This is a genomic window from Accumulibacter sp. (assembly GCF_029255145.1).
In the GTDB taxonomy this organism is placed as follows: domain Bacteria; phylum Pseudomonadota; class Gammaproteobacteria; order Burkholderiales; family Rhodocyclaceae; genus Accumulibacter.
In genome coordinates this window covers 1-24,635 of sequence record NZ_JAPUVQ010000132.1, presented here as the reverse complement: position 1 = coordinate 24,635, position 24,635 = coordinate 1, and the positions used below count along the sequence as shown (strand labels likewise).

Annotated in this window: 31 protein-coding genes; 15 read left to right on the top strand and 16 right to left on the bottom strand. The window is 62.9% G+C overall.

Features of this window, described 5'->3' with window-relative positions; translation table 11 throughout:
- Window positions 1–369 precede the first annotated feature (369 nt).
- Both Q1L50_RS15975 and Q1L50_RS20090 read left to right on the top strand, forming a co-directional pair.
- Window positions 370–1,884 (top strand): SPOR domain-containing protein, encoded by a 1,515-nt coding sequence (locus tag Q1L50_RS15975; RefSeq protein WP_300340519.1) that lies wholly within the window; start codon window positions 370–372, stop codon window positions 1,882–1,884.
- Between the two features lie 243 nt (window positions 1,885–2,127).
- Entirely contained in the window at window positions 2,128–2,370 is a 243-nt protein-coding gene (locus Q1L50_RS20090; RefSeq protein WP_366145257.1) for an aldo/keto reductase, read from the top strand.
- A gap of 222 nt (window positions 2,371–2,592) precedes the next feature.
- Here the strand turns inward: Q1L50_RS20090 and Q1L50_RS15970 are convergent, their stop codons facing one another.
- A complete protein-coding gene (locus Q1L50_RS15970) occupies window positions 2,593–3,549 on the bottom strand; it encodes a transketolase C-terminal domain-containing protein (protein ID WP_300340516.1) in 957 nt (318 codons plus the stop codon).
- 10 nt (window positions 3,550–3,559) lie between these two features.
- The gene (locus Q1L50_RS15965; protein WP_300340514.1) at window positions 3,560–4,522 is read right to left on the bottom strand and encodes a thiamine pyrophosphate-dependent dehydrogenase E1 component subunit alpha; all 963 of its coding nucleotides are present in this window, start codon (window positions 4,520–4,522) and stop codon (window positions 3,560–3,562) included.
- 390 nt (window positions 4,523–4,912) lie between these two features.
- Here Q1L50_RS15965 and Q1L50_RS15960 point away from each other — a divergent pair, with 390 nt between their 5' ends.
- Window positions 4,913–5,938, top strand: a complete 1,026-nt coding sequence (locus Q1L50_RS15960) for a metal-dependent hydrolase (protein WP_300340511.1) — start codon at window positions 4,913–4,915, stop codon at window positions 5,936–5,938.
- A gap of 253 nt (window positions 5,939–6,191) precedes the next feature.
- Here Q1L50_RS15960 and Q1L50_RS15955 read toward each other — a convergent pair whose 3' ends face one another.
- The 5 genes from Q1L50_RS15955 to Q1L50_RS15935 all read right to left on the bottom strand — a co-directional run bounded on the left by Q1L50_RS15955 (window position 6,192) and on the right by Q1L50_RS15935 (window position 10,966).
- The gene (locus Q1L50_RS15955; protein WP_300340509.1) at window positions 6,192–6,977 is read right to left on the bottom strand and encodes a PEP-CTERM sorting domain-containing protein; all 786 of its coding nucleotides are present in this window, start codon (window positions 6,975–6,977) and stop codon (window positions 6,192–6,194) included.
- Window positions 6,978–7,520: 543 nt separating this feature from the next.
- The gene (dinB, locus tag Q1L50_RS15950; RefSeq protein WP_300340507.1) at window positions 7,521–8,732 is read right to left on the bottom strand and encodes a DNA polymerase IV; all 1,212 of its coding nucleotides are present in this window, start codon (window positions 8,730–8,732) and stop codon (window positions 7,521–7,523) included.
- On the bottom strand, window positions 8,729–9,940 hold the full coding sequence (locus Q1L50_RS15945; RefSeq protein ID WP_300340504.1) for a DUF1343 domain-containing protein: 1,212 nt from the start codon (window positions 9,938–9,940) through the stop codon (window positions 8,729–8,731). The genes dinB and Q1L50_RS15945 overlap by 4 nt, the downstream gene beginning before the upstream one ends.
- Window positions 9,941–9,951: 11 nt before the next feature.
- Window positions 9,952–10,533 carry a DOMON-like domain-containing protein gene (locus Q1L50_RS15940; protein ID WP_300340502.1) on the bottom strand — a complete coding sequence of 194 codons (582 nt, stop codon included), beginning with the start codon at window positions 10,531–10,533 and terminating at the stop codon, window positions 9,952–9,954.
- A 127-nt stretch (window positions 10,534–10,660) separates the two neighbouring features.
- Window positions 10,661–10,966, bottom strand: a complete 306-nt coding sequence (locus tag Q1L50_RS15935; RefSeq protein WP_300340499.1) for a hypothetical protein — start codon at window positions 10,964–10,966, stop codon at window positions 10,661–10,663.
- A 46-nt stretch (window positions 10,967–11,012) separates the two neighbouring features.
- On the opposite strand from Q1L50_RS15935, the gene Q1L50_RS15930 reads away from it, so the two are divergent.
- From Q1L50_RS15930 to Q1L50_RS15880, 11 genes are all read left to right on the top strand, one after another.
- Window positions 11,013–11,606: a tetratricopeptide repeat protein gene (locus Q1L50_RS15930; RefSeq protein WP_300340497.1), complete on the top strand. Its 594-nt coding sequence runs from the start codon at window positions 11,013–11,015 to the stop codon at window positions 11,604–11,606.
- Between the two features lie 221 nt (window positions 11,607–11,827).
- Window positions 11,828–12,841, top strand: coding sequence for a PEP-CTERM sorting domain-containing protein (locus tag Q1L50_RS15925; protein ID WP_300340494.1), 1,014 nt, complete (start codon window positions 11,828–11,830; stop codon window positions 12,839–12,841).
- Window positions 12,842–13,138: 297 nt separating this feature from the next.
- Entirely contained in the window at window positions 13,139–14,641 is a 1,503-nt protein-coding gene (locus Q1L50_RS15920; RefSeq protein WP_300340491.1) for a DUF1538 domain-containing protein, read from the top strand.
- A complete protein-coding gene (locus Q1L50_RS15915) occupies window positions 14,638–14,985 on the top strand; it encodes a transcriptional regulator (RefSeq protein ID WP_300340488.1) in 348 nt (115 codons plus the stop codon). Before Q1L50_RS15920 ends, Q1L50_RS15915 begins: the two co-directional genes overlap by 4 nt.
- A 70-nt stretch (window positions 14,986–15,055) precedes the next feature.
- Entirely contained in the window at window positions 15,056–15,451 is a 396-nt protein-coding gene (locus Q1L50_RS15910) for a CBS domain-containing protein (protein ID WP_300340485.1), read from the top strand.
- A 12-nt stretch (window positions 15,452–15,463) separates the two neighbouring features.
- The gene (locus Q1L50_RS15905) at window positions 15,464–15,901 is read left to right on the top strand and encodes a hypothetical protein (protein ID WP_300340482.1); all 438 of its coding nucleotides are present in this window, start codon (window positions 15,464–15,466) and stop codon (window positions 15,899–15,901) included.
- 235 nt (window positions 15,902–16,136) lie between these two features.
- On the top strand, window positions 16,137–16,580 hold the full coding sequence (gene queD, locus Q1L50_RS15900; RefSeq protein ID WP_300340481.1) for a 6-carboxytetrahydropterin synthase QueD: 444 nt from the start codon (window positions 16,137–16,139) through the stop codon (window positions 16,578–16,580).
- Between the two features lie 179 nt (window positions 16,581–16,759).
- Window positions 16,760–17,272: an inorganic diphosphatase gene (locus tag Q1L50_RS15895; protein ID WP_300340478.1), complete on the top strand. Its 513-nt coding sequence runs from the start codon at window positions 16,760–16,762 to the stop codon at window positions 17,270–17,272.
- Window positions 17,273–17,399: 127 nt separating this feature from the next.
- Complete coding sequence (locus tag Q1L50_RS15890) at window positions 17,400–19,100, top strand: DUF1538 domain-containing protein (RefSeq protein WP_300340476.1); 1,701 nt, start codon at window positions 17,400–17,402, stop codon at window positions 19,098–19,100.
- On the top strand, window positions 19,097–19,480 hold the full coding sequence (locus tag Q1L50_RS15885) for a P-II family nitrogen regulator (protein ID WP_300340474.1): 384 nt from the start codon (window positions 19,097–19,099) through the stop codon (window positions 19,478–19,480). Before Q1L50_RS15890 ends, Q1L50_RS15885 begins: the two co-directional genes overlap by 4 nt.
- Window positions 19,477–19,809, top strand: coding sequence for a hypothetical protein (locus tag Q1L50_RS15880; protein ID WP_300340471.1), 333 nt, complete (start codon window positions 19,477–19,479; stop codon window positions 19,807–19,809). Before Q1L50_RS15885 ends, Q1L50_RS15880 begins: the two co-directional genes overlap by 4 nt.
- Window positions 19,810–19,838: 29 nt before the next feature.
- On the opposite strand, the gene Q1L50_RS20085 is transcribed toward Q1L50_RS15880, so the two are convergent.
- From Q1L50_RS20085 to Q1L50_RS15860, 5 genes are all read right to left on the bottom strand, one after another.
- Window positions 19,839–20,225 carry a hypothetical protein gene (locus Q1L50_RS20085; RefSeq protein WP_366145256.1) on the bottom strand — a complete coding sequence of 129 codons (387 nt, stop codon included), beginning with the start codon at window positions 20,223–20,225 and terminating at the stop codon, window positions 19,839–19,841.
- Between the two features lie 60 nt (window positions 20,226–20,285).
- The gene (locus Q1L50_RS20080; RefSeq protein WP_366145255.1) at window positions 20,286–20,699 is read right to left on the bottom strand and encodes a transposase; all 414 of its coding nucleotides are present in this window, start codon (window positions 20,697–20,699) and stop codon (window positions 20,286–20,288) included.
- Window positions 20,700–20,920: 221 nt separating this feature from the next.
- On the bottom strand, window positions 20,921–21,319 hold the full coding sequence (locus Q1L50_RS15870; protein WP_300340468.1) for an HNH endonuclease signature motif containing protein: 399 nt from the start codon (window positions 21,317–21,319) through the stop codon (window positions 20,921–20,923).
- 342 nt (window positions 21,320–21,661) lie between these two features.
- Window positions 21,662–21,919, bottom strand: coding sequence for a hypothetical protein (locus Q1L50_RS15865; RefSeq protein WP_300340467.1), 258 nt, complete (start codon window positions 21,917–21,919; stop codon window positions 21,662–21,664).
- Window positions 21,912–22,391, bottom strand: a complete 480-nt coding sequence (locus Q1L50_RS15860; protein WP_300340464.1) for a hypothetical protein — start codon at window positions 22,389–22,391, stop codon at window positions 21,912–21,914. Before Q1L50_RS15860 ends, Q1L50_RS15865 begins: the two co-directional genes overlap by 8 nt.
- A gap of 59 nt (window positions 22,392–22,450) precedes the next feature.
- On the opposite strand from Q1L50_RS15860, the gene Q1L50_RS20075 reads away from it, so the two are divergent.
- Complete coding sequence (locus Q1L50_RS20075; RefSeq protein ID WP_366145254.1) at window positions 22,451–22,774, top strand: Lar family restriction alleviation protein; 324 nt, start codon at window positions 22,451–22,453, stop codon at window positions 22,772–22,774.
- On the opposite strand, the gene Q1L50_RS15855 is transcribed toward Q1L50_RS20075, so the two are convergent.
- The 4 genes from Q1L50_RS15855 to Q1L50_RS15840 all read right to left on the bottom strand — a co-directional run bounded on the left by Q1L50_RS15855 (window position 22,760) and on the right by Q1L50_RS15840 (window position 24,449).
- Window positions 22,760–23,269, bottom strand: a complete 510-nt coding sequence (locus Q1L50_RS15855) for an SHOCT domain-containing protein (protein ID WP_300340461.1) — start codon at window positions 23,267–23,269, stop codon at window positions 22,760–22,762. The two genes, Q1L50_RS20075 and Q1L50_RS15855, sit on opposite strands and share 15 nt — an antisense overlap.
- A gap of 21 nt (window positions 23,270–23,290) precedes the next feature.
- Window positions 23,291–23,599 (bottom strand): hypothetical protein, encoded by a 309-nt coding sequence (locus Q1L50_RS15850; RefSeq protein ID WP_300340459.1) that lies wholly within the window; start codon window positions 23,597–23,599, stop codon window positions 23,291–23,293.
- Window positions 23,600–23,731: 132 nt separating this feature from the next.
- Window positions 23,732–24,130, bottom strand: a complete 399-nt coding sequence (locus tag Q1L50_RS15845) for a hypothetical protein (protein WP_300340456.1) — start codon at window positions 24,128–24,130, stop codon at window positions 23,732–23,734.
- A gap of 19 nt (window positions 24,131–24,149) precedes the next feature.
- Window positions 24,150–24,449 (bottom strand): hypothetical protein, encoded by a 300-nt coding sequence (locus Q1L50_RS15840; RefSeq protein ID WP_300340454.1) that lies wholly within the window; start codon window positions 24,447–24,449, stop codon window positions 24,150–24,152.
- Between the last annotated feature and the right edge of the window lie 186 nt (window positions 24,450–24,635).

Below are 24,635 nucleotides of genomic sequence, written 5' to 3'. Positions count from 1 at the left end.
TCCCGCTCAAGTGGCTTCCCGGCGCTGCCGGGCGGTGAATCGGTCTGCTGCGGTCATTCTCGCAAAGCTTGATCCTGCCACAATATCGGGCGCCTGGGTCGGCGAGTTCCCCTGGCGTGCGCCCAAGCCGGTCACAGCGATCGATGGTCCGTCCGTACTGGGGACGGACAGGCCCGTTCTTTCTGCGGTTGGCGCCGACAGCGCGTCCCTTCGATGCGTCAGCACCTTCCGGCTCAGGCACGGGGCGAAGGCGCAAGGTCGGCCGTTCGCCCGCCTAAGAGCGGTGAGGGGTTGCGCGCTTGCGACACTCGGGGCATGAGCAGTGCAGGAGAAAGGCGAGAAGACTTGTCAAGTTCGCCCGCGATGTGTTTGAGTGCACCGCTGCAGTCAGAAAGCAAACCTGTGAAATCACAACAGAGGAGACCGACGATGACCAACACCGCAGAGATTTCGTTGCCGAACGATGCACGGTCTGAGACCGTTCCCACTGTGTTGTCGACCGAGTCGCTGGAAGCGCCGGCGACCGGCGTTCCGGTCATTGAACCGGAGATGGCTCGCCTGCTGGAACTGACGCGAGCAAACGATTCCAGTCTGACGCCAAAGGAAATCAACGCGCAGCTTGACCGTGTGCTGCGCAACTACGACGAGCTGACAGCACTGTACGCCGAAAACAATCGTCGTATTGACGGTGAGTTGGCCGAAATCCGCCAGTCGGGTGGCGCGGTGTCGAGCCAGGTGCACCGGCTCGGCGCTGACCTGCAGCAGCAGAGCCGGTCATTGGCCGCGCATGCCGCCACTGCCGAACAACGGCTCGCTGCGGTGCGGGGCGAAGCCCGCGGTTGGCTGGCCGACACAGAGCAGCGCTGGGACACCCGGCTCGCGAGCAACAACGCCCGCATCGGTGCGGAGGTGGCGCGGCTCGATACGGGGATCGCTTCGCTGGAAGGCCTGTTCAAGGCCCAGGAGCAGATCATCGCCGAGCAACGCCTCCGTCTTGATCAGTTTGACATCGCCCACGAGCTGTTGGAAACCGCGACGCGCGGCAACAAGAGCCGTATCGAGGCGGTGCGTGAGCAGGCGGAGAAGCAGCAGTTGCTCGTCGAGGCGCGGATCGACGGTCTGAGCGCCTTGCAGCGCGAGCACTATGCCGAGTTTCAGACTTTGCAGGGTCTGGTCGGCGTGCTGCGGTCGGAGACGCAGCGCCTGGAGGTGGCAATCGCCGAGCTTGCCGCCGCGCTGGTGGACCACCAGGGTGCTACCCGCGAGAAGTTCAAGCGGACGCATCTGGCCATTGCCGGCTTGCTGCTGCTGACCGTGCTGGGATTCGCCCTGGTCAAGTGGGTGCCTGCCTTTGCCCCCGCAAGCACCGAGTCGATGATTGCGCGAAGCGAGAGCCAAATCGCCGAAGTCAGCGGTCGGGTCGCGGCACTCTCCGCAGGCGAAGCGGCCCGAGAGAAGAGCGCTGTACTGCAGCAAGAGCGAATTGACGAAGTCTCCGGCAAGGTTTCAGTTTTGGAGAAAAGCCTCGGCGACTTGCGCGCTGCGCTGCGGAAGGTGCGCGTACAAAGCGCGGGAGTTGGGGTGGTGCATGACAGCCAATGGTTGCTTCGGCAAAATCCGAAGGCTTATACCGTGCAGTTGGTGGAGTCGCCGAGCCAGGGCGACATGGCACGTTTCATCGACCGCCACGTCGAGCAGTTGGCGCTGAATTCCCTGGCCTTTTCCGTTACCGAGCGCGGCCAGCGCGAGCGCTACAACCTGTTCTTCGGCGTATTCAATACGGTAACCCAGGCGCGCGACGCCATTGCCGCGCTGCCGACTGAGTTGCATGCGAACCGGCCGTGGGTGCGCCAGTTCCAGTCGGTACAGGATTCCTTGCGCTAGCAACGCGAAGACCGCGGCGGGGCGGCCAATTCTTTCCGTCGAATGAAATACCGGCAGGCCTCGCCCCGCCGGTTTACGGGCAGCATGGCGCATGCTGCCCCGATCTTGCTGAAAGGCGCAGTCGGCCCGGATCAGCCGCGACTGCCGCCAGGTACGGTTCCAAGGCCGGAGGGTCAGCCGATTGACTCGGTTTGCCGGGGCTGTCTCTCGAGACGGTCCGTGGGTATCGGCGCTTGACCTGGGTTGGATTCGGATAGGTGTTTTCTATGGTGGCGCGACGGCGCTCAATCGGTTCCCGCCATCCACACCATCCACAGTGCGCTGGGCCTCGGCATCAGCTTCCTCGATACCTCCGACATCTACGGCCCGCATACTAACGAGGAACTCATCGGGGCGGCGATGGTGGCGGACTCGGGCCCAGGGTTTGCGGGTGGCCGGAAAGGCCGCGACCGAAATCCAGTTCCGGGCCGTTGGCAACCATCTTGAAGGGAGTGTGGCAGTCCACGTAGCCGCCGACGCCGACCAGAAAGGCGCTGCGCTTGATGCTTGCCTGGTCCGCGGCCACTGCCGGAACAGCGGCCGCCAAGGCCAGCGTGAGGAGCGTAGCGACAGGCAGGATCAGGCCGGTCGTGGTTTTCTTGACTGGCCCTCCATTGCGTGCGGGATGACCCGCCGCCTACGGGGTAGCGTGAACCCGAGCGCTGGCGTTCAGGCGCAGATACTCCTTGCGGCCGCGCAGATGGCCTCTGCGCCGGGCGCGTAGGCCTGTTCGAGCGGGTGGCTGGCCGCCGCCGGGGCATCGGGACCGCCCAGGCGGATGATCGGGGCGCGCAGGTCGGCAAAGGCGCGTTCCGCTACCTGGGCGGCTATCTCTGCGCCGACGCCGGCCATCTTCGCCGCTTCATGCGCCACTACCAGCCGGCCGGTCTTGTGGACCGAGGCCATGATCGCCTCTTCGTCCAGGGGCTTCAGGCTTCTCAGGTCGATCACTTCGGCGGATATGGCGGCTTCGGCGAGTTGTTGCGCGGCCGCCAGGCAGGCGTGTACGGTCTTGCCATAGGAAACCAGAGTGACGTCGCTGCCCGTCCGCAGGACGCTGGCTTTACCCAGAGGCAGCAGATGTTCGCCTTCCGGCACCTCGCCAGCCTGATAGAGCAGTCCCAGGTCGATAAAGAATAGCACCGGGTTGTTGTCGCGGATCGCTGCCTTGAGCAGGCTCTTGAAGTCGGCTGCGGACGACGGCATCACCACTTTCAGCCCCGGGCTGTGGACAAACCACGCTTCGTTGTTGTGATTGTGCTGCGCGCCGACACCCCAGCCGCCACCGGTCATCGCCAGGGTGACCATGGGAAAGGCGAACTGGCCGCCGGAGATGAAACGCAGCTTGCCGGCGCTGTTAACCAGCTGGTCCATGGCGTAGCACAGGAACGGCGCGAACAGCAGGTCGATCACCGGCCGCAATCCGGTGGCCGCGGCGCCGACCGCCGTCCCGGCGATGATTCCCTCGGCCAGTGGTGTGTTGCGCACCCGGGCTGGGCCGAATTCGTCGAGCAGATCGTGGCGCTTGGTGGCGACGCCTTCGCCGAAGATCAGCACTCTCGGGTCGCGGCGCATTTCCTCGGTGAGCGCGGCGCCGATGGCTTCAAAAGGGGTGATCACGGGCATGGCGGCAGCCTCAGGCGTAAACATCGGTGGTCAACTGGTCCAGCGACGGGAAGGGCGACGCCTCGGCGAAAGCCATCGCGCTGGCGATGCGCTGACGCGCCCGCGTTGCCAGCGCTGCCGCGTCCTCGCTGGTCAAGCGACCGCCGCCGATCAAGCGCTGGCGGGAGATCTCGATCGGATCCCGGGTCAGCCACGCGGCGTGTTCGGCGGGGTCCACGTAAGCCTGGTCGTCTGGTTCGAAGTGACCGCGGCTGCGGTAGGTCCAGGTTTCCAGCAGGAACGGGCGGCTGCTGCCGCGGACCCGCTCGGCAGCCTCCGACGCCGCGCGCTGAACCGCCACTACGTCGTTGCCGTCGACCGTCGCGCTGTCGATCCCGTAGGGCGCTGCCCGGTCGGCAATGTGCTCGCTCCTCATGGTTTCCCGGCGATGCACGAAAGCCTGCCACTGATTGTTCTCGCAGACGTAGAGTATCGGCAGTTCCCAGACTGCGGCCAGGTTCAGCGATTCGTGGAAGACGCCCTCGCAGGCTGCTCCGTCGCCGAAAAAACAAGTGACGATTCCGGGCCGGCCGAGCATCTTCTGGGAAAGCGCAACGCCGGTTGCCAGGGACAGCTCGCCGCCGACGATGGTCGAAGTCAGCACCACGCCGAGTTCGCGAACCGAGATGTGCAAGGATCCACTCTTTCCCCGGCAGTAGCCGCCACTGCGCCCCATTACCTCGGCCAGCAGACGGTCCGGGTCGGCACCGCGGGCCAGCAGGTGGGCGGCGCTGCGGTGGTTGGTGAGGATCAGGTCGTCGCCACCGAGCGCACTGACGACGCCAACTCCGGCCGCTTCCTGGCCGACCGAGGTGCAGGTTCCCGGCACCGTGCCGGCGACATGGCCGGCGACAAGCGCTTCCTCGTACGCGCGGACCAGCAGCATCCGTTCGAACAGCGGCGTTTCATCGATAGCTTGCCATCCTGGATTCATCGCTTCTTCCTGTGTGGGCCGTAGTAGTGCCGGTGTAGAAGGTCGGAGAATTGGCGCAAGAGGGCCGCCGTGCGCCAACCAAGAGTTTAAGAAGCCTTGAGGAAAGATTCAAGAAAGCGTCGGCGCCGCAGGCAGCGAGGTTGATCGCCACCCCGGTCTGAATGAAGGCGGCGTTGTCGCCATCGATCATGGGTGCTATCACCGATACAGGTGACGGCGATTTTGCCGGCTCATGGTCATTGCTGGCGAGGGCTTTATTCTGCGCTGGGAGTCGCATGCCTCGGGGGCGCTGGTGCGCGCGGCGAACAGCGTCGTTGCGCACGGACGAGAAGATTGACACACTGGCGTCGCGGCCGCTTCGATCAATCGCCGACGCCACTTGGAGCTTGAATGGACCCCTTGACTCATGCGCTACTCGGCGCCAGCGCCGCGCAAGTCGCCTTTGGCCCGCGCCTCGGTCGGCAGGCGTGGCTGCTTGGTGCCGTTGGTGGCGTCCTGCCTGATGTCGACATCCTGATCAGGAGTTCCGCGGACCCGCTGCTGGCAATTCAGTACCACCGCCACTTCACGCACGCCCTGGCGTTCATCCCGGTCGGCGGAATCGTGGCCGCCACGCCTTGGCTGGCGCAGCAACGCTATCACCCGAACTGGCGGCCGATCGTCGCGGCGACCACCATCGGCTACGCGACGCACGCGCTGCTCGACGCCTGCACCAACTACGGAACCCATCTGCTATGGCCGTTCTCGCCGCTGCGGGTGGCCTGGCACTGGATCACCACAATCGGTCCGCTGCTCACTCTGATGCTGCTGATCGGCCTGGTTTTCGCCGTGCGTCGGCGCTCGCGCTTTCCGGCGGCGCTGGCGCTGCTGCTGAGCCTGGTTTACATCGGCACCGCCGCCTGGCAGCGCGAGCGTGCGTTCGAGGTGCAACTGCGGATCGCTGCCGCGCGTGGCCATCCGGTGGACCGCGCCGAGATGTTCCCGACGGTGGGTAATCCGCTGCTCTGGCGATCGGTCTACCAGTCGGGCCAAACGCTATACACCGACCGCCTGCGGGTGGTCGGCGGCGACCGCACGCGCTGGCAGCCGGGCAGCACGGTCGACGTGCTCGTCGAGCACGACCTGTCGCCGCAGGCCCTGGCCGACGACCGCGTGCGCCGCGATTTTGCGCGCTTCAGCTATTTCTCAGCCGGCTGGGTCGCGCGTGCCGGCGCCGACCCGACGGTCATCGGCGATGCCCGCTATTCGCTGCGTACCGACGGCTTCGAGCCGATCTGGGGCGTTCGTTTTCATCCGGGCACGGCAGCACCGACCGAGTGGGTCGATCGCACCGCCAGCAACCGCGTTCCGATCAGCGAACTGTGGCGCGAGATCAGCGGCAGCGCTGTTTCTTACCGGCCAGTTCCCGACCGATGACGATTCTCGGTCAGCAAAGCGACATGACGATGGCGCTCGTGCGGGGCATCTCGCGGGGGGCAACGGAATTTCCCGTTGGTCGGTCTCCGTGCGGGCTGCGGATTGAAGTGAGGGGCTGGTGCCAGGGTAGCCTGGCCTGTCACCTGTTCATCCCGGAACGAGTCTGCGACTGAGTAAGAAACAAGGCGGGAATTACCCGCCTGGTGGTCATGCACGGTACGCTACGCGCCCTCGATGTTGAAGCCTGTCATCGCTAAAAGGTACCGCGTCTGCGCCTGGTGGCCCCCCCGAGTACTGCCAGGCTCAATCCCATCAGGGCAAGAGTCGTCGGTTCGGGCACTTCGATTCTGAGACTATTCCAAGCATTCCAGGCTGGACCCGCGCCCGTCGGGTTGATGGGGAACGGTTGGCTCACCATCCCGGATTCGTCGAAGCGTACGGCTACCACCTGGGTGATGTCGAAGAGCGGGTCGCTCCAATAGAACGAGAACGGGTTCTGCAAGCCCAGATTCGGGCTGATCCAAAAAGTATCCCACACATTCGCGGGCCCAAACCGGAACCAACCGCGGGAACGCCCATTGCTATCAATCAGTTCGAGCGACAAGTCCCATACCCCGGGCGGGGGGTAAACGGAGAAATGGATCATGCTGCTGCCCGTCTCCATGTTCAGCGGTGTGTTGAACCGATAGTCCCACCAGGCGATGGCAAGGGCATTGCTCGTTGGTAGATCCCACGACATCACTAACGTGTTGTCAATCGTTGTCTGGCCGTCGCTCACACCATTAACACCCGGCGTCAGCGTCGCCCCGACGACTTCCAGGGGAACGTTCTGGGGAAGGTAGAATTCCAGAGCCGCCTGCGTCAGGGCGTCGCCGTTGGCAGAAGGGACGATGTTGCCGGCCGTGATGGCCTGCTGCCAGGAGGGGCTGGCGGGGATGTCAACCACCACCGTGGCGACAGCCGTTGCTGACCATAGCATGGCCAGGCCAGCTACGAGAAAGCCAAACCCTCTCTTGGTGTACGTCTGCTTGTGAGTCATTGGTTCACCTCCACTGAGTTAGACACCAACACCGTTAGCGGATTGACTTGCCGGCCACCGAGAAATGACGCAGTCAAGTCTGCCAAGGAAAACATTCCGCTAATGGAAGGTCCGCCTGTGCGTTCGCTAACCGCGCTTCAGGCACCGGTTAGCGTGCTGGCCTCCTTGACGGAGATCGGCTCCGCATGCTAACCGTAGCTACACGAAGCAAGAATCAAACCGAACAAGGAAAAGTTGTTACAAATCAATTGCAGTCTGTTTGCGGGTGGAAGTTGACGGCTGCAGATCCGGAGCAAGTGTAAAAAAAACCGACACTTCTCCTGGGAAATCCTAGTTATATCAGTGTCCGGCGCGGACGGCGCGAGTGCGCGCGGCGAGCCTGTCGTCAGGTCCGGGCGGGGGCGATGGCTCATCGCTCGGGCTCCGTTGCGGCCCGGCGAAGGAGCTTTTCGCCGCCTGCCGAATGGTTGGCGGGTGGTGGCTCGGCGGCACCGTCGCGGCGTGCATGAAACCGAGGCTCCCGTCGTACGGCGCCGCCTCTGGTCAGTCCAGGTGCTCCTCCAGACGGCCGGTCAGCGCCAGCTCGCCCTGCCGCGGCGCATGATCTTCCGTGGCGCGCCGTGTCGAAAGTGTGCTGACGCGGACGCCGAGCAGCCGCAGCCTGCGATCGAGCACGATCCGGCGCAGGCATTCGCCGGCGGCGCGGCGGATGGCTTGCGGGTCGCCGGTCGCCCCGGGCAGCGTCAGGTCGCGGGTGACGGTCTGGAAGTCGGCAAAGCGCAGCTTGATGCCGATCGTCCGGCCCAGATAGTCCTTGCGTCGCAGATCGTCGGCGACGCGCGTGCACAGCGTCGTGAAGATCTCGCTCAACAGCGCGCGGTCGTGGCGCGGATGCAGGTCGCGGTCGAAGGTTGTTTCGCGGCTGATCGATTTCGGTTCGGACGAAGTGATCAGCGGTCGGTCATCGATGCCGTGCGCCGCCGCGTGCAGCCAGCTGCTGTAGCCGTCGCCGAAGTGCTGGCGCAGGGTGGTCGCTTCGGCATGCGCCAGTTCGCCGATCGTGCGGATGCCCAGCTTGCACAGGCGGTCGCTTGCCTTGGGGCCGATGCCGTTGATCTTGCGCACCGGTAGCGGCCAGATCCGCTGCGCGACATCGGCGGCATCGAGGATCGTCAGGCCGTCCGGTTTGTCGAGATCCGAGCCGATCTTGGCGAGCAGCTTGTTGGCCGCCACGCCGATCGAGCACGACAGTCCGGTGGCCTCGCGGACGGCGTCCTTGATACGTTGGGCGAGCGCCCGGGTGTCGTCGGCGAGTGCGCTGAGGTCGAGGTAGATTTCATCGATTCCGCGGTCTTCGATCAGCGGCGCCAGGCGCGCGACAGCGGCCTTGAACAGCCGCGAGTAGTGGCGGTAGGCGGCGAAATCGACCGGCAGCAGGATCGCTTCCGGTGCCAGTCGGGCCGCTTTCATGATCCCCATCGCGGAGAAGACGCCGAGCGCACGCGCTTCGTAGGTGGCGGTGGTGATCACGCCGCGGCCCACATAGTCGCGCAGGCGAGCGAAACGGCGGCTGCCGTCGGCGAGTTCTACCGGCTGTTGCTCGCGGCTGCCGCCAATGACCACCGGCAGGCCACGCAGTTCCGGATAACGCAGCAGTTCGACCGACGCGTAGAAAGCGTCCATGTCGAGATGGGCGATGCGCCGCTGTGGCGGCGAGTTCACGGCTGGCGCTGCCAGGCGGTCCGCAGGCGTCAATACAGGAGGAACTCCTGCCGCTCCTCTTCCCAGGCGTCTTCGTCGGCCCGGCTCAAGGCGTCGAGGTCGGCCGGCGTCGCCTGCGGCTCGTCGACCCACTCGCGCAGCAGCGGTGAGCCGTTGATCAGGTCGATCGCCAGCCGCTGGTGTTCGTACTCGTAAGCGAATTCGCGCCACAGCGGGTAGTCCGGTTGCAGCTGCCGTAGGGCTTTGAAAGCCAGGCTCTGCAGACGCCACGGGCGAAACCAGGGATGTTGGTAGCGGCCGTCGTCGACATGGATCTGCACCCCCTGGCACAGCGTGCCGGCGTGCTTGTGGAAGGTCGGCTCGAAGTAGCAGGGGCGCAGCCGGCAGCCGAGCAGCCAGTGCGGGGCGAGCGCGTCCATGGTCGCGATCAGCCGGCCGGCTTCGATGTCGGGCGCGCCAAGAAGCTCCAGCGGCCGGGTCGTGCCGCGCCCCTCGGAGAGCGTGCTGCCTTCGAGCATCACCGTGCCGGCGTAGCAGCGCGCCATCGACAGGTTCGGTGCGTTCGGGCTGGGGTTGATCCAGCACCGCTCACCGAGCGGCCAGCCGTAGCCAGGGCCCGCGCCGGGGTTCCAGCCGCGCATGCTGATCACCGTGCAGTCGACGTCGAGGGCGAGCGTGCTGACGAACCAGCACGCCAGTTCACCCATCGTCAGACCGTGGCGCATCGGCAGCGCGCCGGCGCCGACGAAACTCTCCCAGCCCGGGCGCAGGCGCAATCCCTCGACCGGGCGTCCGACCGGGTTGGGACGGTCGAGGATCCACACCGCCTTGCCGGTCGCGGCGGCGGCTTCGAGCAGATAGCGCAGGGTGGTGATGAAGGTGTAGATCCGGCAGCCGAGATCCTGCAGGTCGACCAGCAGCACGTCGAAGCTGTCGATCATCGGCGGCGTCGGGCGGCGCACGGCGCCGTACAGGCTGAACACCGGGATCCCGTGCAGCGGGTCGACGAAGTCCGGCGATTCGACCATGTTGTCCTGCTTGTCGCCGCGCAGGCCATGCTGCGGGCCGAAAGCCGCCGTCAGCTGCAGATCGGGCAGGGCGGCCAGCGCGTCAATGGCGTGCGTCAGATCGGCGTCCACCGACGCCGGGTGTGCGACCAGCGCCAGGCGGCGACCGTGCAGCGGCTTGCGCAGCTGCGGATCCTTGAGCAGGCGGTCGAGGCCGAATTCGATGGCGGGCATCTGCGTTTCCTTCAAGCAGCCGCTTGCGGCGCCGCCAGTTCGAAGGCGAAACCGTCGCGATGGTGAAAATCGGGCAGCGCCGCCGGATGGCGCAGCGCCCAGTAGCTGTGGCTGCCATCGATGGTGTCGGCGGCTTCGACCACCGCCGCCAGACCGAGCTGCAACGTCTTGCCGGCCGGCGCTGTCGGCAGGACGGCGGGCGCGATCGTCGCCTCGAGTTCGAGCCGGCCGGCCGACAGCCTGGCGCTGATCTTCGGCGGCGCGAGCAGCACCCGCGTTTCGTCGCGCTGGCGATAGCCGGAGAAGGCATACGCGGCCCATTGGCCAGACGGCGAAAGGTTGAACTCGCGGTAGGCCGGGTCGCCAGCAACGCCGATGAAGACCTCGAAACAGGTATGTTCCCACAGGTCATCGACGCGGCCCGGCGGGCGTGTCTCCGGGATCAGCAAGCGCGCCATGTCGCCGCGCAGACACCAAGCGAGTTCGAGATCACCGTCGGCGCCGAGCCCGGCGTGAACTTCGAGCAGGCGTACCACCGGTGCGGGCGTTGCCGGATGGCGTAGCAGGGTCAAGGTGAAGGAGGTCGGGAACATCGGTCGTGGACAGGGCGCAGGGGCAGGTGGGGATTCTAGCTGCTTCGACGGCGTTCCCGCTGCGCTTTGCGCAATGCCTTGCCAGTGCACAGCTCCTGCTTCCAGGATCAGATGGGCGAGTCTGGCGTCAGCACGCCGCGAGACCGTGCGACTGGCAAAGGACCCGCTTGACGTAGGCGAGCAGGATCCACAGCCAGAACATCAGGAAGCATGCCACAAAGGGCAGGTGTCGATCGACGATGAGCGTCGGCGTCAGCCGGCGAGTCAGCCGGATCGCCGGCCGGGTGACGATCTGGAACAGGCGGTAGATCGGATTGCTCGTCCGCCTGGCGCCGGCCAGCAGGCCGACCACGCCCTGGCCGAGCAGGCTGAGGAGCGCTACTTCGACCAGCGCGCGCAGCGTCGAGACGATGAACAGGTCGGGGTGGCTCATGGTATCTTGGCGCTATCCTTCTTGCCTGGAAGCCGTGGGGCTGTCGATGAATTTCGAGTACTGGCGTCATTATGCCCGGGCCTCGCTGTGGCGCTTCGTCGGCAGTGAGGAAAAAGCTTTTGCCGCGTATCTGATCGCGTTTCGCTGCCGGCCGGATGACGCGCAGTCGGCCCGGCATCTGGCGTGTATCGCTGCCGATGGACAGCGCTACGAGGTCGCCGCGAGGTGGTTCGGCGAAAGCCTGCGTCTGGCCCCCGAAGACGCCGACACGCACTACAACCATGGCTTCGTCCTCGAACAGGCGGGCCGTCCACAGGCGGCGCTCAGCGCGTTCGCCGAGGCGCTTCGCCGCAAACCGGCGCTCGACCGCGCGTGGTACGGCATGGGCCTGGCGCACGCACGGCTGGGCGAGCATGCGGCGGCGGCGGCAGCATTTGCCAGCGCCGTCGCGTTGCAGCCGCTGCACGGCGAAGCGTACTACCTGTGGGGTATGGCCTGTCATCGGGCGGACCAGCGTGCGCAGCTTGCGAAAGTCGTCGAGCGGCTGGCCAGCTTCGACCCGCGACTGGCCAACAGGCTGGTGCGCGAGGCAGGGCGGCAAGACGATCTGGGGCCATTGATTCCCGAGTTGCCGTTCTGATCGCCTCGGCGTTGGGGATGGTGGGTTTGCTCGATCGGAGCCGACAGCAGCAGCGTCAGGCGCGGCTGGTCTATACTGGTTTTGTCACGGCCCCCGCTCGGCCGATCCCGGGCGCAGCATGCGTGGCTGACCGTTCGGCGCCGCTTTGCCGATGAATGGCAGCCCGGGCTCTCGCCGGTAGCGTCTTCACGGCACGCGGGCCGGCGACGAGGAGATCAACGATGGAGCGCTTGGCAATCAATGTCGATGCACCAAGGGGAGTTCTTTGGCTAGCCCGACTGCTTGCCTGCGGGTTGCTGGCGCTCGCCAGCACCGCGCAGCCTGCGGCGCTGACCGGGATCCAGGACTACCGTTATCTGGTCAATGGCCTGCCGTCTCCAGAGCGGGAATTCCCGGCGCTGGTCCATGAATTCGAAGGCCTGGCATTCACCGATGACGGAAGTCTCTGGGCCTCGATCGCTGCCGATCCGCTGGGCACCCGGAGAGACTTCTGGCGGCTGGACGTGCGCGACAATGTCGTTCACCAGGTCATTGCCGACACGCGTTTCGAACCAACCGCAAGGTTTGCCAACCCGGTCGCGCTGGCTGGCGCGGGTTCGCGACTGATTGTCGGCGAGAACTTCGCCGCCTTGCGAGCGAGCGGCCTGGCCATCAATGACGTCCTCTGGGCATTCACCCCGGGCGTCAGCAGCCCTGAATTGCCCGACTGGACCTTCTCGCTCCCGGCGACCGAATGCGATGAAGTGGAAGGTGCTGCCACGGCCGGGGGCAAGCTCTACGTGAGCTGTCAGACCGACGGGACGATTATCGAGATAGACCCGCAGAGCGGTCAGATCGGCAAGAAATTCCCGCTCGATGCGCAATTGCTCGGCCTCGAAGCGCTCGATGACGGTCGCCTCCTGGTCGGCGACTACAGCAACCACCGCTTGCTGGTCTTCGATCTGGCGCTGCAGCAGGTCACCGACTCGATCGACCTGGCAAGCCTCTTCACAGGGCCAGACAGCGACTATTTCCGCCTTGTCGGCGAGGAGTACCTGGTGCAGGTGGTCCCGTCGGAGGGTTTCAGGAGAGTTCCGGATCCGGATGGCCTCGCCTATCGGGACGGCACGATCTACATGGCCTTTGATGGCGACTTGCGGATTTTCGCCATCGCCTTGCGTGTGCCCGAGCCGACGACAGTGGTGCTCCTGGGCCTGGCATTGCTCTGCCTGGCCTGGATGTTTCGCCGCCGCTAGGCCGCACCTGGCCGACCGCCTGGTCGTTACGCAGCCTTGGCGTGTGTCATATGCCTTATACATGGTTCGTCTACGGGGTGCGGGTGCAGCCCGGCAAGCCGCCAGTCGTCCGGACGCTAACGACTTTCATGCCGACAGCCTTGCCGTGTTGAGCGATCTGCGGCATGATCTGGCTCAACGCCGACGACGGCGGTCTCCTCGACCAATCTTCCGAAGAGCCAATGACCCTCCCGCGCCCACGCCTTTCAGCCGTGCCGAGCCCCGCCTTGCGGGCAGCAGCAGACGTCTAGGGCGCGCGTGGGTTCGCTGCTGCGCCTGATCCGGGAACTCCTGCACGACGCTGCGCGAGACCTGGCGCCGACGCTGATCGTGGTCGCGATCTTCCAGGCTTTTTTCATCCAGCGCATGCCGGACAGCCCGGGCGCACTGATCGGCGGGTTTGCCGCCGTGCTCATCGGCCTGGCCTTGTTCGTCAAGGGGCTGGACGCGGCGATCTTTCCGGCCGGCGAGACGATGGCCTTCGATTTCGCGCGCCGCGGTTCCTTTCTGTGGTTGATGCTTTTTGCCTTCTGCATCAGCTACGCCTCGGTCGCCGCCGAACCGGCACTGATGGCCGTGGCCTACAAGGCGGAGGCTGTTTCCGGCGGCAGCATGGGCGCGATGACCCTGCGCATGGTCGCCGCCCTGGCTGTTGGGCTGGCGGTGATGGTCGGCGTCTGGCGCATCGTGCTGGGGCATCCGATCGCCCACTACCTGATTCCGGGATACCTGATTGTCGTCGCACTGACGGCCGTGTCGCCGCCGGAACTCGTCGGCCTGGCCTTCGATTCGGGCGGGGTCGTCGCTTCGACGGTCACCGCGCCGCTCCTGACGGCGATGGGTGTCGGCCTGGCGGCGACCATCCGAGGCCGCAATCCGATGCTCGACGGTTTCGGCCTGATCGCCTTCGGTGCTCTGGCGCCGATGATCGTCATCCAGCTCTACGGAATTCTCTTCTTTGTTGCCGTCGATCCGGGCGTCGCGGTGGTGATGATGCCCACCGATGACCAGCACCACCTGGGGGCGATGGCGATGCTTGGCAACTTTCTGGGAATGGTCAAGAACCTGTTGCCGATCATCGCCGTGGTCCTGTTCTCGAGTTTCGTGATCCTGCGGCGACCGCTCGCCGACCCCAAGGGTCTGGCCGTCGGCATGCTCTTCGTTGCCGTCGGCCTCTACCTTTTCGACGAAGGCTTGCAGGTTGGACTTTTTCCGCTTGGCGACGAGATGACCAGTGGGTTGATGCAGGACGGGGTGGCCATATGGGTGCTCTATCTCTATGGTTTCCTGATCGGATTCGCGACGACGATGGCCGAACCGGCGCTGATTGCGCTGTCGATCAAGGCCGACGAAGTGAGCCTGGGCCAGCTCAAGGGCTTCTGGCTGCGCTCGCTGGTTTCGGTTGGGGTCGGCGTTGGCCTGGTGATTGGTTGCGCGCGAATCGTTGACGGTACGCCGATCGCTTACTGGCTGATTCCCGGCTACCTGCTGGTGATCGCCATGACCAAGCTGGCGCCGCGATTCATCATCCCGATCGCCTTCGACTGCGGTGGCGTGACCACTTCGACGGTGACCGTCCCGCTGGTGACGGCACTTGGCGTGGGGCTCGCCGAGCGCACGCCTGGCCGGGACCCGATGATCGACGGATTCGGCCTGATCGCCTTCGCCTCGCTGCTGCCGATGATTATTGTGATGTCCTATGGCATCGTCGCCACCTTGCTGCGGACGCCAAGGAAACAGATCAAGGAGAAAGCACCATGAAATTTTCCGCTGTCGTGCTGATCGTCCCCGACGAGGACGAGAACCGTGCCGTCGAGCTTCTCAAACAGGCTGGCGCTGCCGGCATCACCATTCTCAAGGGCAAGGGTTTGCGGCACAACGAGCGCAAGACCTTTCTCGGTCTTGGTCTGGAGCGCAAGGAGTCATTGTTGCTGTGCGTCACCGAGCAACAAATGGCGATGCGCATCCTGAAGGCAGTGAAGCTGCAGATGAAGCTCGAACTCCCGGGGGGAGGGCTGGCTTTCTCGATAGCGCTGGGCAGCGTCGTCGGGATCGGTCTGGAGCAAATGAAGCTCTTTCGCCGCGAAGTGGAAGAGGGCATGTGAGCCGCGCCGGACATCGGCGGCGTCCCGTGCCGATTGCTGAGGATGATCATTGAGTGAAGGAGTACTAGCCATGTTGGTTGCCGCAATCATGAAGAGAAACGTCATCACCATCAACCCGCTGGCGACCGTGCGTGAAGCGCTGATGGTGATGAAGGAGCGTGGCGTCAAGTCGCTGGTCGTGGAAAAGCGCCATTCAGGCGACGCGCACGGCTTGATCGCCTATCGTGACGTGGCCCGGGCGGTTATCGCCGACGATGGCGACATCGACCTGCTCAACGTCTATGACATCGCGCAGAAACCGGCGCTGCAGGTCTCCCAGCATCTCGAGGTCCGCTATCTGGCTCGCCTGATGATCCAGTATTCGGTGAAAAGCGTGCTGGTGATCGACAACAACGATCTGCAGGGCTTCGTTTCGGATACCGACGTGGTCGCCAGTCTGATCGACCGGGCAGCGCAGGAAACATAGAACTGACTGGCCATGGAAAAAAACGTTCGCCGTTATTCTGCCTACATTCCCCGCTGGTGCCAGGCATTTGGTGACCACGCCCCCGACCCTGGTGGTGAAGGCCGCGCCGTCGAGTGGTTGGTGGGCGCCGATGCCGTCGGTGTCGTGGTCTTGCCGGATGTTCGACGCCTGCTGACGCACGAATTGCTCGGTGCGAGCAGACCCGAACTGGAGTTTGGCAGGCATTCGGTGCGGCTCAACCAGCGAACCTTCGACCAGATGAACATTCTCGGGCATCCGGGTTACGCGGCCTTGCGCGAACTGCTGCTCGGCGCCGAAGACGCGCACATGTACCTGACCTACCACCTGATCCACCCGCCGGGGACGCGGATCATCACCATTTCGCGCAAAGCCCCGTTGCCGCTGCTGTACAAGGAGATGGCGCCGCTGCGGATCACGGTCTGCGAGTGAGTAACCGCGGCGTCACCGGAGTGATCGCCATGGCGGTCTTCCGTGCGACGCCCCCGTGCGTGGCCGCAGCCGACTCATGGTCCGACGCCAGCGGCGGAACACGCGCCACTGAGCGGCGTACCGGGGACACGAACGGGCCGGTGTGCGTCATCGCCATCGGGCCTGCCTGGCGCCGGCGAGCGGCGGGGAGCGGGGGCGGTGCTATAATCGCCGCTCATTTCCTCGCGTTTTTTCGATGCTAATCACCCGCCGTCTCGAGTTTGACGCAGGTCACCGTATTCCCGACCACAATAGCCAGTGTCGTCATCTGCATGGCCATCGCTATGTCGTCGAGATCACGCTCGGCGGCGACATCATCCGCCGGGCTGGCGATCCGGCCAATGGCATGGTGATGGATTTTTCCGAGGTCAGGGATCTGGCCAGGCAACATCTGGTCGATGCCTGGGATCACGCTTTTCTCGCCTGGGTCGGCGACGAACCGGTGGTGGACTTCCTGCAATCGCTGCCGGAACACAAGACGGTGTTGCTCGATTGCGTGCCGACCGCCGAGAACCTTGCCCAGAAAGCGTTCTCGATTCTCGATGAGGTCTATCGCGATAGCTACGGGAACCACCTGCAGCTGGAACGTGTGCGTCTCTACGAAACGCCGAACTGCTGGGCTGAGGCGATACGCGGATAGCCGGCGCAATCATGCCGCTCAAGTGTTGAAAAGATGCGGCAACGGGGGCCTGAAGTGACCCGGCGTACGGATGATCAAAGGCGGTTGCGTCACAGGGTGGAGCGGCCGGGCCGCCGCAAGGCGAAAGCAAGTCCCGGAATGCGCCACCCCGCCGGTGCGCACGTGCGGGGAAGATGGTCATGACCGACGCGCATGGGCCACTGCAGCGGGCCAGAGGATCGGACGGCGACCCGCCCGAACTCGAGGTGATGATCGAGGTGCCGCGCGGCAGCTTTCTGAAACGCGGATCGCTTGGTCGCATCGATTTCGTCTCGCCCTTTCCGTGCCCGTTCAACTATGGATCGGTCCCGACCCTTCTGGGACTCGAAGGCGACCTGCTGGATGCGCTGGTACTCGGCCCGCGCCTGCACCTGGGCGCGCGGATACGGGTCAGGGCGTGGGGCGCGGTGACGCAGACCGACCGCGGCATGGTTGACGACAAACTGGTGTGCAGCCTTTACCCGCCGAGCCCCGCGGAGCAAGCGGCGGTGCTCCGTTTCTTCCATTTTTATGCGAAGTGCAAGGGCTTGCTGAACGTGGTGCGCGGTCGACCTGGGCGCAACGCGTGCGATGGCTGGTGTTCCGCCGCGCAAGCGATGGCTAGGGCGAGGCCGCGGCCGGAGTCGTGGAAGGGGTCGGCGGTCAGGTACTGACCGTGCGTGGCGAACAGGACTAGGAAAGGCGTTCGGATTCTGGACTGCGTCGGGGCCCGCGCGCAGCGACCCAGGTGTGGCACGAGATTCATTCTTCTGTGGTAGATTCCCGCAAGGAGAAAAAGCATTGGTAGAACGCAAGGTTCGTTACGGCATCTATCTTGGCGCCATCCAGCGCCATAAGCGACAGATCAGCTTTGCTGCGCTTCTGGAGGCCGAGCGACTGCGGCCCAAGCGTCCCGCACTCCGGCCCATCGATCTGCACCGCCTGCTGACTCCGTACGTTTCCATCCGCTTTGCCGAGCAGTTGCGTGCGGTTCTGCCGCTGGCGTTGATGCTGATCGGCTTTCAGGCGCTCGCCCTGCGCACGTCGCTGCTCGACGCCCAATCGGTCACTTTGGGCATCGTCGCGGTGATGGTCGGCCTGATGTGTTTCATGGAAGGCGTCAAGATCGGCTTGATGCCCTTCGCCGAGAATGTCGGCTTCCAGATGCCGGGCAAGACACACCCGACCGTGCTGCTCTCCTTCAGTGTGCTTCTGGGCGCCGCGGCGACCTTTGCCGAACCGGCGATCGGGGCGCTGCAGGCCGCCGCCAGTGCCATATCGCCGGAGCGCTCGCCCTGGCTGCGTCAACTGCTCGGCCCATATTCCCATTGGCTGGTCCTGGCGGTCGCCGGCGGGGTTGGCCTGGCGGTCAGCCTGGGGATGCTGCGCACGATGTTCGGCTGGCAACTCAAGACGATGGTCCTGCTGATTATGCCACCGACCCTTGGCCTGACCGCGTGGTGTGCGCAGCAGCCAGAACTGGCGCCGATCATCGGTCTCGCCTGGGACTGCGGCGCGGTCACCACTGGTCCGGTCACGGTGCCGCTGGTGCTGGCGGTCGGCGTCGGCGTGGCGGCTTCGACTGGGCGCAGCGACAACCCGTTGTCGGGCTTCGGGATCGTCACCCTGGCGTCGATCTTCCCGATTCTTGCGGTGCTCAGTACGGCAATCTATCTGACCAGCCAGGGTGCCGGGGCGATGCTGCCAGTGCTGCCGCCAAGCCTTGACGGCTGGTACAACCAGACGCCTTTTGCCGAGATTCTCGGCGCCTTGCGTGCCATCGTGCCGTTGGTCCTGCTGCTGGTGCTGGTCCAGACCGTGCTGCTGGGCCAGAAGATCCGACAGCGCAACATCTTCGTCTACGGCGTGTCGATGGCGCTGGTCGGTATGTTGCTCTTCAATCTTGGTCTTACCGCCGGCCTGGTGGCGCTCGGTGAGCAGGCGGGCAACAACGTTCCGTGGGCCTTCTCGCCGCACCGGGAAACCGGCGCGCCGCCGCTCTATCCGTTCGCGCTGGGAATCGGTTTGACCCTCGCCTTCGCCTTTGCCATCGGCTTTGGCGCGACCATTGCCGAACCGGCGCTCAACGCGATGGGCATGACTGTCGAGAATCTAACCGACGGTGCCTTCCGCAAGCGCATGCTGATCCATGCCGTCGCAGCTGGCGTTGGCATCGGCGCTGCGCTGGGAGTTGCGCGCATCCTGTTTCACCTGCCGGTATGGACGCCGCTGCTGGGCGGCTACACGATAGCGCTGGCCTTGACCGTCGTCTCGCGCGAAGAGATCGTCAACCTCGCCTGGGACAGCGCCGGCGTCACCACTGGTCCGGTTACCGTGCCGCTGCTGCTGGCGCTGGGCATTGGCCTTGGCGAAGTGGTCGGCGCCGCCGAAGGCTTCGGCATTCTCGCGATGTGTTCGGTCGGCCCGATCATCTCGGTGCTGGGCACCGGCCTGTGGATTGACATGAAGACCCGCGGACCAACAAGGAGCAAGAAGTCATGAGCAAGGCGAACGAACTGATCGTGCTGACCGATGTGATGCTGATCACCGTCGTCGTTCAGCGCGGCATCGCCGATCTGGTCGTCCAGGTCGCGGTTGAAGCCGGTGCACAGGGGGCGACCGTCTTTCATGCCCACGGCACCGGCGTCCGGCAAAAACACCTGGGTATCCTCGGCCTGACGGTCAACACGGAGAAGGAAATCATCTACATCGCGGTGCCATCGGAGCAGGCGGACAGCATGTTCGAACGGATTTTCGTCTCGGCGAAGATGGACACGCCGGGGATGGGCATCCTGTGGATGACGCGACTCGACAAGATGGCCACCTACGTGCCGCACGAGGTGGCTGCCCGCTTCGGGGTACACACGGAGCGCGGTGGATGAGCGTCCTGGCGCACATCGGCTACGGCGTCGAGAAGAAGCTGATCACGGCGATCGTCGTCAGCGGCCGCGGCATGAAGCTGACCAAGCTGGTCGAGAACGAGCCTGGCGTGCTGTCGGTCAGCCACCACCATGCCCGCGGCACCGGTCGCCGGAAGCCCGGATCACTGTTGTGGAGCGAGCGGGACGTGGTGATGGTGCTGGTCGAGGAACCCCGTTCCGACGAGATCTTTGCCCAGATCTTCGCGGCCGGCAAGATCGGCGAACCACATCAGGGCGTCATCTTCATGGAGACGGTGTGCCGCGGGCACCCGATGATGCCCTTTGTGTAAGGGGGTCACATCTGTAAGGGGGGTCACATCTAACATTGCGACATCCCTCCGCTGTCCCGTTCAAACTTGCGGACCGCGCGACTTACCGTCATGTAATGTACCGCGAAGTGACGGCCAATCTCGGCCATCGTGTAAGCACCGGAGAGGTAAGCCTGAGTCATCGCTTGATCCCGCTGCGGGTAACGCTCTTGATACTCGTCCAGCGACCACGCGATGGACCTTCGATGCGCCTTTGAAACTTCCAGCAGGTCTTCCGGAGGGCAGGCCTTGCGGTGCCCTTCGACAAATGCCTGATCGCCGAGCAAGAGCTGATGACGCGTCTCCAGCATGGGGCTAGGCAAGTCCCTGCCGGCCATCACGAATTCGCGGTAGCGCTCGCGTGCGCTGGCGCGCCGCGTACCAAACTGGCCAAGCAACCCGTCCGTGTTCAGCCACGGAGGCGGTACCGCCTGTCCGATGAGGAAGGGAAAACTGCTCTAGCACCAGTCATCAAGCAATTCCACCATCCCGGCGCGTAGCGGATTTAGTACGATATAGCGCGTCAACTCCAGCAAGTGGGCCTCCTTCTGTACCAGGATCGCCTTGTAGCGCCCCTGAAAGAGATGTCCCACCTGGCCATGGCGGCGGTTGAAGCGCTGCGTATAGAGGCCGTTAAGTTGCCGCATCCCCGCGGACAGATTGCCGTCTACCGTCTCCACCAGCAAATGATAGTGGTTGGTCATCTGGCAGAAAGCATGCACCACCCAGTTGAAGCGCGCACACACCGTGTTCAGCACGTCCAGCCAATCATTGCGGTCATCGTCGTTCAGAAAGATATTTTCCCGACGATCGCCGCGCGAGGTGACGTGATAGAGGGCGCCTGCGAATTCGAGTCTGAGTGGTCTGGCCATGGATGGAGTGTAACAAAAAATGTGTGAATGTTAGAACTGACCCCGATTCCGACCCCGATTCCGTGCTCCTATTCTGTGGTTGGTTGCAATTTACTTGCAGTAGCTGCACGCACTGCTTCGGAATTGCCGGATAGCCACGCCTCTATGAGGCGCTCGCCTTTTTCCGAAATGCGAACTTCAAACCAATCTTCATTTAGACCGCCGCGCAATCGACCCTTTAATCAATACTCGGCGAACCCGGAAAAGATGAGCGAGGCGTAACGGCCGATGCCGTCTCCAGAGACGGCAAGTGTTTCTTGGCCGTTTTTCTTGAGGTCTCGAAGCAGCAGAAGTGAATCTATCGCTGCGCGATCAAACGCAGCGTTAAGGCTAACCAACATTGCCTTCCATGCACGGACCGCCTCTGGATCTATTTTTCCGCGCTCGTGCATAGCGTGACATGTCGGGCACAGCGCCAAAAGATTGCCAGCAGCGTTTTCTCCGCCGTCTCGAACTGGAACCAAGTGATGGAGATCGAGTACTAGAAGCGCACGGCAAGTGGGGACGGCGCATCGATACCCCGCCTCAATTAGAACAGCACGGCGAATATCTTCTGGTATCGGGGTGCGTTTAGCAGCCATAGGCGGAATTGTTCTGATATGCCCAACGTCCAAGCTCAGGGACGCTGCGCGGCTTTATCGCGCAGCGTCCCGCTGGAGCGCCGGGTTGGGCGAAGGACTGAAAAGTGCCCAGCCACTGCTGACCGGCATGCCAACGTGGCCACGGGTCAGCGTCCCTGCCAACCACACGGCGACGCAAGTGAGTAGGCCAGTCAGGCCGCAGGGCAACGACGGCAGCCCAGCACGCCGCCGTGCCAGCCGCTACGAGACGACCACCGGCGAGCGCCGCGCCCGGCAACGCGCCAGCTTGCGGGCAAGGCCTTCGGCCGCAACAGCGCAGGGTCATGATTTGGCCTCAACCGGTCATAGATGAGCGATGACCGTTGCAGGGATGCTATGGATCATTAGGCAGTGGGGCTTACTAGTTGGAGTAATCGCTAATATCTCCGTCAAGCTCTGGGAGGTTGCTTGGCTCCGCTCTCCCTTCCCTAAGTTGGCTGCCTTGACATGCTTCAATGCCCTATCTTTCGCCTGCTGTTCGCTGGTGGCGGTAACAATATATTCCCGAACACTTTCATCGCCCTGGGTATGCAAATAGACACGGTATAGCTGATCAGCCATTGTTATTCTCCATAGTGATGGTAAGTGTGGCGTAAGGCACTGCGTTCCAAAAGCAAGGCGCCAAATAGCCGTAGGACTGAGACGCCCAACGTAGAGCTAACCGGCGCTGCGCGGCTTTATCGCGCAGCGTCCAGCGACCGAAGGGAGCGAGGTTGAGCGCCATGTTATGCCTTGCGAGTACCGTTGGCGTTCGGGGTAACAAGATCGTGCCACCGTTTATGGCATGCCGGACACAAGAACGACTGTGGCCAACTGTTTGCGTCATTTCCAAACAAATGCCACGGCGCCCAATGATGGTTTTCAGCTCCTTCACTTCCGCAAACCTCACAGATAAACGGAAGCTGAAGTGGGTGAAGTTGCTTGATTTCAATATTCGATTGTTCGACCGCTTTTCGTTTCGCAAACCCAGGTATCCGTTTTCTGCAATTGAGGCAATAGAACGGGTATTTCGGATTTCCGCCGGCGTCGACATAGTGCCCAACACCCCACCCAGTAGAGCCGCAGTACTTGCACGGATGCTCCGGGTATTTGATGTCATTCTTCCATGAGGTATTAACCATGAAGCCATGCCCTTTTTGCGGTAGTGAGAACGTCGGATATTCCTACGGGGCGCACCCAGATGGTAGAGAACTCTCCTTCATCTCGTGTAGCGACTGTGGTGCACGTGGCCCTGCCCGGACGTACCTTTGTCTGGCCGACGACGACGAATCAGAGGGGGCATGGGATACAAGGCATAACGTCCAAGCTCAGGGGCGCTGCGCGGCTTTATCGCGCAGCGTCCCTTGGAGCGCAGTGTTAGAACTTGCCGCGATGGTATGCGGCTCACGAAAACCCAAGACATTAGGCGCCGAGTAACCGCGCTTTCTGCCCATTGAACTCCTCCGGAGTCAAAAGCCCTTGGTCTCTGAGAGCAGCGAGCTTTACAAGTTCGTCGGCGACTGATTGCGTCGGCTGTGTCGGTGGCGCTGATGTCTGCTGTTGCAACCCCATTTCGTTGAGCCATTCAGAACCGCGTTGCACCAATAGGTCCGAGGTGCGCCGAATGACTTCCTTCACGTTCTCACGATTCTTGCCGTGGGTTGTGGCCGATCCAAATATGGTTTTCGCACCAGATTGCACCGAAACTATTGCGGCGCTTGGTCCGTTCCCGGTGACTACGATAGACACTTTCTCACCCCAAGAAAATGCGCTCATGCCGGTCTTTACGTCTACGCGACAGGCGAGCTCATCACGACTTTCAATATTCATCCCGCTCAAACCTTCAACGGCGGCAGCGACTGCGCGGAATACCACTTGCTTGGGGAACGGAAATTCAGCATTCCCAGATCGATCAAATGTGTCAAATAGCATTGCCACTCCCTGGCTTTTTGGTTATGAATTGAAATTAAAATCAACCCACGTATTGCCCTTGTGCTGGGCAACAGTGAGCATTGGTGTTGCTGAACAATGCTCGCAGGCGAAGTGAATACGTAAGCCGTGACGCCTGCTGCTTGGGTTGCCCGATAGATCCTTATCGATCGCAGCCGTGCCATCAGCAACGACAACGTGAAGGCCTATGTCTTGATCTTCCAGTCGGTCGAAGATCTCCACTTTGCCGTGATGCAGATGGTTGCCATGGCACGACGGGCACTCTAACAAGCTGCCGCTACCTTCTATGTATTGCTCGAACGCTAATTGCATTTTGGTCTCCTGAAGAATTGACAAAAAGTTCTAACGTCTGAATTCACCGAACTGCGCGGCTTCTTGCGCAGGTCCGGTGGAATGATGGGTTGGGCGGCGTCTTACCAGTGCTGACTTTCTTGAACGCAATAATCACGGCCAAAGTTTTGAATGCTGTGGGAGTTTTTCAATCAACCCGTCTTTATCGTACACGCCCAATCGCCCATCTTTTTCAATGACGTAATGGTCGCCGTGACTGCTTCCCTCCTTCTTCCTGAACGCCTGCAATCCCCCTTTCGAGAACTTGCTGAGTTCGTTCCCGTCCTTTCCGCCGCTTCCATCGGAACATCTGTCGGTCATGAAATAGGTGTTCTTCGCCTTGCTGAACTCAATTGAGCGAGCACAAGTGCCCAGCCAGGTTCCTATGGGTTGAGCGTCCTTCGGCAACGAAGAAATACCAAGCAGTTGTTTCATTTCGGGCGAAAGCTCTTTTGCCCCGGCATTTGCTAAAGAACTGAACGAGAGCAACAGAATCAAAATTACGTTTTTCATCGTGGGCTCCAATGAACGGTTACCGGACTGCCTCTGAAGGGGTGAACAATTTCACCCCGTTGTAGCGGATGGTCGCAACCATAAACCCTGGACTAATGACTGAGACCGCCGAGCCCACCGATAACATGGTGCACTTGCCGGCCAGCAGTAATTGGCGGGCACCGTTGTTATCCCCCTTGGTTGCATACGTGATGAATTCGTCAAGAAGATCTTCTGAAACACAAGCGGGCAAATTGCGTTTTACTTGCTCGGCAGATGCAGGAGATGTCGTAAGGAGAAGCGCGACAGATGCGGTAGCAAGAAATACATTTTTCAACATGGAAATTCCTTTCTTGTGATTTTCGGGGACTCTGCTCCGCTAGCCCAAAGTTACGACGCCCAACGAATAGCGTTTATCTGCCGCGCCGAAAGCGCTGTGTCCAACGCGCTGGCGTATCCGCGGCAGATAAACCTCGTTGGACTGAAGCGCCTCGACGGCGGTACTTATGGGGATTGTAAGCGTCCC